The 8533-nt window shown below is 39.7% G+C and carries 7 protein-coding genes and 1 pseudogene; all 8 read right to left on the bottom strand.

What is annotated here, in order from left to right; all coding sequences use genetic code 11:
- Window positions 1-95: 95 nt before the first annotated feature.
- The gene (locus tag QZ379_RS09000; protein WP_291563425.1) at window positions 96-1613 is read right to left on the bottom strand and encodes an MATE family efflux transporter; all 1518 of its coding nucleotides are present in this window, start codon (window positions 1611-1613) and stop codon (window positions 96-98) included.
- 279 nt (window positions 1614-1892) lie between these two features.
- Window positions 1893-2765 (bottom strand): hypothetical protein, encoded by an 873-nt coding sequence (locus tag QZ379_RS08995; protein ID WP_291563422.1) that lies wholly within the window; start codon window positions 2763-2765, stop codon window positions 1893-1895.
- Entirely contained in the window at window positions 2762-3133 is a 372-nt protein-coding gene (locus tag QZ379_RS12770; protein WP_366933598.1) for an AAA family ATPase, read from the bottom strand. Before QZ379_RS12770 ends, QZ379_RS08995 begins: the two co-directional genes overlap by 4 nt.
- Before the next feature lie 18 nt (window positions 3134-3151).
- Window positions 3152-3910 (bottom strand): hypothetical protein, encoded by a 759-nt coding sequence (locus QZ379_RS08990; RefSeq protein ID WP_291563419.1) that lies wholly within the window; start codon window positions 3908-3910, stop codon window positions 3152-3154.
- A gap of 4 nt (window positions 3911-3914) precedes the next feature.
- Window positions 3915-4277, bottom strand: a complete 363-nt coding sequence (locus QZ379_RS08985) for an HNH endonuclease signature motif containing protein (protein WP_291563417.1) — start codon at window positions 4275-4277, stop codon at window positions 3915-3917.
- A 163-nt stretch (window positions 4278-4440) separates the two neighbouring features.
- Complete coding sequence (locus tag QZ379_RS08980) at window positions 4441-6873, bottom strand: tyrosine-protein kinase (protein WP_291563414.1); 2433 nt, start codon at window positions 6871-6873, stop codon at window positions 4441-4443.
- Window positions 6874-6977: 104 nt separating this feature from the next.
- Window positions 6978-7784, bottom strand: coding sequence for a polysaccharide biosynthesis/export family protein (locus QZ379_RS08975; protein WP_291563413.1), 807 nt, complete (start codon window positions 7782-7784; stop codon window positions 6978-6980).
- A 297-nt stretch (window positions 7785-8081) separates the two neighbouring features.
- Window positions 8082-8533: pseudogene (locus tag QZ379_RS08970) on the bottom strand (hypothetical protein); the annotation flags it as partial.

Below are 8533 nucleotides of genomic sequence, written 5' to 3'. Positions count from 1 at the left end.
TTTATTATCAGGTACGAATGCTTGAATTGTATGTCCTAATACTACTAAAAAGATAGCTAAACCTTTTATGATATCATATAATTCTACTCGATTATTCATTTTATCATTCTATATATTATTTGCTTAATAAATTGTCTCTCCATACCATCTAATCCGAAACAATATATAATTCCTATAAGAAGTAATGAATTTATTATAAGAAGTATCAACAAATCTGTTATTGTATCATCCAAATATATGGAAAGAAAATAACATGCTACTGATGAAAATACGGTGACATATATACATGGTAAAATAACCTTTTGGGCAATTTCACGAAGCCTTATAATACTTACCTTTGATGCTATATACACCCTGATGATACATGTAATTATGTCCATCACTACTATTGAAATTATCATGTTTGTAGGATTATCAGATAATCTGCCTATAATAAATCCTAATGGTAATACAAGTACATAGAAACTGTCCGGTATTATCATAAACTTAGCAATATTTCCAGTTGCTAGAACAGAAGCTCTTATGGGTTCAAAGGCTGAATAGGTAAGACTGATAAATACAGTTGCTTGTGCAAAAGAGACTGTATAATCAGGAATATCACTCAACCATAGTTTCATTATAAATTCAGTTTTGAAAAGAAATGGAATCATTATAAAGTATATAAGAAAGACCTCTATCTTGCTTCCAGTATACACAAGTTTCTTATGAGCTTCCATTTCTCCACCTGCATACGTCTTTGTTATCTGGGGTGAAATAGCTTTTAATAAGTTAAGGGAAAAAGACAAAATGCAGTTCTTTAGCTGCAATGAAATGTTATATACCGCATTTATAGTTACACCAAATGTCCAGTTTATTATAAATGTTATACCCTGATTGGATAATAATTGCAATACTGAAGATACAGTTGAAACACCTGCATATTTGCCAATTTCTTTTATAAGATTCTTATCTATACGAAATTTATATTTTGCCTCCTTGAATTTAATGTGACAATATACCTGATATATTATTCTAATAATTATACTGATCAGCGCCATCAATAATGCATAAATCAAAAGTTTATCGTTATTGAAAAAGGAAAGGCTGTAAGCAGAAATACATGTAAATATAACCTGTATTATCGAAATTGACGCAAAAGCATTCATCTTCTCATACGCTATTATAAGCGCATTATACGGTATACTTACAAGATTGATTAAACATGTCAATATCGAGATTTGATACACCCAGAATGCGGCATCAACTGAATTTTCAGGTAAATTGATTTTATTATGAAGTAACCATGTACCCCCAAATTCCAATAATATCAAAAGAATGAATGAAGCTATAAGCAATATATTGAGAGATGTAGAGAAAACATTTTGTATATTACCGTCTTTTTTCCCAAGCTCAAAGGTAATAAACCTTTGTATAGCATTGGTTATACCTCCAACAAAGACCGTAAAAAGGCTTGTAATACTGCCTACAACTCCATAAACACCCATATCTTCTACGCCCAAATTTGCCAATACAAGTCTTGTGGTATAAAGATTGAGCCACATTGTAAACAGCATCCTGACATAGAGTAGGAGTGTATTCTTTAATATTCTGTTTTTATTGAAATTATCGGACATTCAATTTTCGTTTCTTTCTTATTCTTTTATAAATCTCGTAATCTCCACCTAACAATGGTAAACTTCCAATTTTAGGGTACCCCCTTTTTTACGGGTGCCAGCAGGCACCCGTAAAAGAAAGAGCCCACAAAGATAGTGAAAGGTGAACGCAGATAAACAAGCTTGCTTGATTTAATTTGCTGAACCGCATCCTATCTTATCTAAATTTAACGATTATTATTTGCATATTGTCATGGGAAGAAGGTTTTCGAAAAGCCTTTTTTACTAAATATATAAAGTTTACATTACTGTAACATTCTCGCCTTGCGCCCACGATTCTATATCTTTGCAGAGGCTTGTATTTTTAAAATCGGCAACAGAATACGACAGGCTTATACGATTGGATATTGTCGTTTCATTATAGACATTTGTTTGTATCATTGCGTTTTGCAACAACTGAATCATGTCGTGACCTCGGCAGATATTGTATTGCGATTCTGCTTTCAATTGCTTTTGCGAGATAAAATCATTGATGTCTGTTTCTGTAACATTCCGCGGTGGGGTTAATGCTGCACATCCTGCTATAAACTTATCTCGCTGTATTGTTTCCCAATTCTTGTCAATACTATGGGTGTTCTGATTCCACACAAGCTGAATCCTGATTCTTTTATTAAACCGGCATCCAATATTGTTTACATCATTATATATTCGTAAATATCCAAGATACCTTACGGGATTTTCGCATTCGGCAATTTTTTGAGAAAAATTTAAATCCCAAGAATCAAGGTCTTTTTTTACCGGCTCCGTTTCCATCATCATCATCTCTATATCCCTGCGGTCTGTACGGAATACATTTTTAGGACAATGATAAGAACTGTCATATTTAGTATAGTCACAATCACGAATACCGAAAATGTGACACATCGGTTTTTCGTCACCTATCTCCGATACTATATTTTCCACGTTTTCGCATCCACGCTTTCCTTCTTCGTCGCGTGATGTAAGAATTTTTGTAGTGTCAGGATTAAAGAATCGGATAAATACATTTTGGTCATACTCGTCTTCTACCACACACCACACCATGCGCATTCCTCTTGGGGTACACAACGCTGCTTTTATTACAGCTTTGGTATAGTCGGGTTGAATTATTGCATCTTGCAAGGCACAAGTCATGGTTGTTCTTGTTTTTTGGAAGCTTGTGTGAATAAATCTACAGTCATTCCCCAGTTGGATGAAAATATTTGTGGAGAATGTGTACATACGACACATTGCAATTGTCTCAATTTTGTTATATCACGTAGATTAGTCAGAAAATCCATTTGCCACATCATATGATATGATATTTCCGGTTCGTCAATTAAGACAAGTGATTCGTCCGGTGCAAAAAACAATAACTCCACTGTCATAATCAATGTCTGTTGTTCTCCCGAAGAAAGCATATTTCCAAATATGATGGTTCTTTCCTCGTTGTTTGCCCTAAAGCGGAATCCGTATGTTTTGTCCACCTCTAATTGCTTGTTTGCAAAATCGGCTTTCGATATAATGTTCTTTAAGCTCCTTTACTTTAATATCAGTGGTTGTTCTATCTCCATGCACTTTTTCACCGACTGCGAAAGGGCACTGAAATATACTATATTGTTTTTATCAAAATCAATAAGAGGATTGTCTTTTAAAAGTCCACTCCAGATAAGTATGTTTATATCGTCTTCGAATTTGTTTTTTAATCTATAATATTCTTCTTCGGAGACATCAGCATTCTGTGAAGACACTCTTGCCGACAACGCATCATTTATTCTGTTGTGTGCATTCGTGAGCAATTCTTTCATTTTTACAGCATCATCATTGATAGCTGCCTCGCCATTGCTGTCAACCAACCGTCCGTCTGTAAGATAATAGAGTGGGGTAGAGTCTAAATATAGTTTAATATTCAAAAGCTGCGTACTTATGTCCGTGGCTTCATTACTATTCCAACTTAAGACAGTTGGGGTGCTGTCATCTGTTCCTTTATATAATGAAATATTAAGATTGATATTTCGTAAAACATCTTCATCGCTATTGGTTTCCTCTTCAGTATGAATTTCTTGAGTGACTTTAATAATATATCCATCACTGAAGGACAATTGTAATGAAGTAAATCTTATATCGGCCAATGATTTAATATTACATGTATATATACTATGCAATATTCTTAGAATTGTTGTTTTGCCATACCCGTTAGGACCTGTGATAAAGCGAATCGGTTCGCTTCCGTCAGGCATTATGTCCAATTGATATGTATAAAGTCCGAATAAAGATTCTATATAAATTGATTTCAGCATAAACTCATGCGTTTTTATAAATTTCTTTCAGTTGTTTGCGTATTTTGGCGTTTACCGTTAAAGGTCGCATGTCTTCCACGTTTTTGTTTCCGTCAAAACGTATTAGAGCCACGTATGAGGGATAGTCGTCTGCCTTGCTTCTATTGTTTTGGTAGTGCATGGCACGCAGATTGACCGGTGTATCGTCTCCACCCAATGAACGTGGAAAGATATGGTCTATTTCCCAACCGTAAGGATTGATTTTCCCGAATTTATCCCACATAATCAATGCTCCTCCGGCATCTTTGCGAAACATATCCGGATCGAGTCCTTCTATCACACGTGCTTTCCTCCAAATGGCCTTTAGCAATTCTGTATTGTATGTCATATATTTACTTCATTATTGTTCCTACAAAAATAATCAAAAAGTCGTAAGTATTTTAAATGTACACAAGGAAATATTTTTGTTCTAACATTAACGGTTTATAAAAACATGGCAGAAGACTTCCAATTTTACATTTGATACAGATATCAATACGCCACAATACTCTTTATTTATCCTTACCGTAACCATAGCCATAACCATAGCCGTACTTCTTGCCATAGCCATACTTGCCATAATGACCGTATTTGCCATAGCCGTAATAATAGCCGTTGCGGCGCTTATCCATATTGATACCATTGATTATGGTACAGAGGTTTGGAAGCTTGCCTTCTGCCTTAAGCTCGTTGATAAGGGCATAGTCGCTCTTATGGGTATAGTCGGCACGGCATACATAGATGCTTACGTCGGCTACACGGGAAATGAGCTGGGTATCGGTAACGATACCAATAGGGGCGGTATCGAGGATTACATAATCAAAGTTTTTCTTTAATGTTTCAATAGCCTTGTCGAAAGCATCGTGGGCTACAAGTTCCGTAGGGTTAGGAGGGACTGTTCCGCCGGGAAGAATATAGAGATTGTCGGAAACATCGCTCTTCTGACATAGGGACATAAGCTCTACTGTGCTTGGAGAGGCAAGATAGCTTGTGATTCCTTCTACCTTGTGGGAGATATTGAAGACTTTATTCAAACCCGGCTTACGGATATCCATACCTACAATGACTGTCTTCTTACCCATAAAGGCAAAGGATGTGGCAAGATTGCCGGCTATGAAACTCTTGCCTTCTTCCGGAGTGGTGGAAGTAACGAGGATGACTTTCTGGTCTTCGCGGAGCATATACTGTACGTTGGTACGGACGCTTCGGAAAACTTCTTCCATAAGGTCGTTGCGGTTCTCGCGGATAACGATAGCTCCTTCGCTGCGTTTGTCGGTCTGTGGAACATCGCCAACAATAGTGACATCGGTAATTCTCTCGACATCGGCACGGCCTTCTATCTTGAAGCGTAGCATACGGATAAGCCAGAGACAGCCTACAGGGATAGCTATTCCCAAGACGAAGGCTATCAAAAGAATCATCTTTGCATTAGGTCCAATCTGTCCGCCATAGAGGGGTTCCTCGATAATGCGGCCGTTATTTGCCACCGAGGCAAGGGTAATGGCATTCTCCTCACGTTTCTGAAGAAGCATAAGGTAGAGGTTGGCCTTGATTTCCTGCTGGCGTGATATGCTGATAAGTTCCTTTTCCTGGATAGGGGCGTTGCTGATACGTGTCTCGTATTTGCCCGCCTCGATGTCGAGGTTGCTGCGGGTGATAAGGAGTCCCTTATGTACGCTCTCAACTGTTGTCAATACGCTGTTGCGTGTGGCAGCAAGGGAGATATCGAGGTTTACCACGGCAGGGTTTTTCTCGTTGGATGTACGGAGAAGGCGCTTGCGCTCGATAAGCATCTCGTTGTACTGGGAGATGACTGTGGTAAGGGTAGGGTCGGTGATACCTACATTGGCAGGGATGACCTCATAGTGGTTCTTCGGATTGTCGATATACTGACGGAGGAACTCCACCAAGCGGAGCTGTGTAGCATTCTCAGCACGGCGGGCGTTATACTCGCTGCTTCCTTTTAATGCCAACTGTGCATCGCTGCTTATATCGGTAAGTCCGGCTTTCTGCTTGTATTCCGCAAGTTCTTTTTCTGTGGTACCAAGTTCCTTATTGATAATTTCGATACGGGCATTGATGAACTCTGCTGTGCGGCTTGCCACTTCGTTCTTATCGTCGTTGGCATCGCTGTTATAGAGTGCTACGAGGGTATTGATAAAGTCGACACCGCGGCGCACGTTTACATCGGAATAGTTAAGAGCAATGATGGATGTGGTCTTGCTGGTAGGCTCAGCACTCAGACGTGTCTTGCATCCTGCTGCCATTGCGGTTGGGTTGACAATGGTAACATCGATGGTGCGAGGTTTATCTATCTTAGCGAGAACAGAGTCGGAAGGAGCAGTGAAACTTACTGTTCCTACAGGAGTAATCATAATGGCGGGCATGCGGTCGAATGTACGTGTCTCTTCCTGCTTTTCGCCATTGAGAGAATAAGCTGCCTTGACACTGAAAGTGCTGTCCGGTGTAAGGCTGACGCTCAGCTGCATTGCTCCATGAAGGCGGTCGGCTTCCTCAGGAGCCATCCATACCTTGACGGGGCTGCTTTTATATAATGTGACAGGATAGCCAAAGGTACGTTCCTCGGTATAGTTGATATTCAGACTGAGATTATTCACCACTTTCTTGATAAGGGTGCGCGACTGGATGACTTCCACCTCATTGTCGAATATACTTGCCATGGAAAGCATACCGAGGTCTTCCATAGCGGCGAAGGTAGAAGCGGCACCACGGTTCTTGTTCTTGTCGCCCTGCTTGATAAGGACTGTGGCATTGACATTATATACGGGTGACTGGTAGCGGAGATACACATATGCTCCGGCAATGCACAGTACAAGGAAGATAAGTATATATGGCCAGTGGATAAGGTATTCCATTATCACGGCTTTCCAGTCTATAGGCTTTTCGTTTTCTTCTTCAAAGAAGTTATTCTGATTTGGGTTCATGGAATTCAATGTTGTTAGTTGTTAGAGATTAGTTGTTAGTAGTTAGAGATTAGTTGTTAGTGGCTTTCGGATTTAATCTAAAAACTAACAACTAAGAACTATTATCATCTTGTAAGCGCTATGACAAGGGTTGTTACTGATGTCACGAGGCTTAGGAGGGTTATCCACATTGAGGCGTTGGTGCTGAATGTGTTGCTGCGTACCTTGGCCTTGGTAGGCTTGACATAGATAACGTCGTTCTGCTGGATATAGAAGTACGGCGAGTTGGCTATGTCGGCACGTGTGAGGTCGAGGGTACATATCTGACGTTTGCCTGTGGCATCCTCGCGCATGAGCTGTACGTCGTCGCGCACGGAGAAGAGTGTCATATCTCCTGCAAGGGCAAGGGCTTCGAACACTGTCATCTTTTCGTTCTCGGTGGTATATGTTCCGGGACGTGCCACTTCGCCAAGGACACTGAACTTATAGTTGTTTGAACGGACAGTGACGTTAGGCTCTTCGTTAAGATAGTCTTTAAGACGGGTACGGATAAGCTCCTCACACTGACGGGTGGTCATGCCGTCTACCTTCAGCATTCCGAGGATAGGGAAGTCGATGAATCCGTTGTTGTCAACTAAATAGACAAGAAGTTTGGCATCGTTCATTCCTACCTGGTTATTGAATGTCTGACCTTTGGTCTGTCCTATCTTGCGATAGAAAGGTGCGGAAGCCTCAGGGTCGGATGTGCTGACAAGGATGGTAAGCTCATCCTTAGGCATGATACGGAAATCGTAAAGCCGGGATTTTGAGGTCTCGTTGAACACTTCGGACTCTTGCATGTAGAGTGCGCTCTTGTAGGATGAGCAGGATGTGCCGCCCATCATGGCTGCCATAAGAATACAGCCCAGGAAGATTTTCCTAAAATGTAGCATTATTTTGAGTTTTTTTGTTTTTTAGTTTGTTGTTTTTAGCTTTAGAGCTAAACGTTCGGGCACGCTTCGCGGTTCCCTGTCACAGTTTCATTCCCCTATAAAATAGTAATAGTAATAGTGTTCTGCAACAGGAAAACCCTTAATCCGTTGCAAAATTAGAGAAAATATGCCATACGAGGAAATAAATATCCGCAAATTTATATCTTTTCCCCCTCAGATACAAAAAAACGTGGCACTTAATCTTAAATGTGCCACGTTTTTGTGTATTAGTTAGCTTTGCTGAGTGTCGGTTGTTATTTAAAACCGGTGACTGTCTATCAGTCTGACAATATAGGATATCTCTTTGTTCAATTCATTGAGATAGTAGAATCCGCTTGTAAGGATTATTTCTACCTTATCGTCTATAATCAGATATCTGTCATGGTTTTCAGGGAAATTACAGTCTGTCAATTCCCAATTCGGACGGGCAGCCTTGATTTTGTTTATCTGCTTCTCGGAAAAGGTCTTTATCTGATATTTAATCTCAAGCTTGCGGTTAGGAAACAAACTGATAAGAATATCGACATTGCTTTCTTTGCTGCAGAAATAATTATCATAGACTAAAATACTCTTCCTGACATCGGCACACAGGGACTTGATATGTTCTATTGCCTTGGCGCGTGATTCACTCCTCAGAAATGTTCCCGTATAATTGTTCTCAATATTATCATTGTATATGTTGACATAAGGGAAATCACTCCTGTTTTTTG

Source organism: Bacteroides sp. (assembly GCF_019417265.1).
GTDB lineage: Bacteria > Bacteroidota > Bacteroidia > Bacteroidales > Bacteroidaceae > Phocaeicola.
This window is presented reverse-complemented; position numbering and strand designations above follow the sequence as displayed.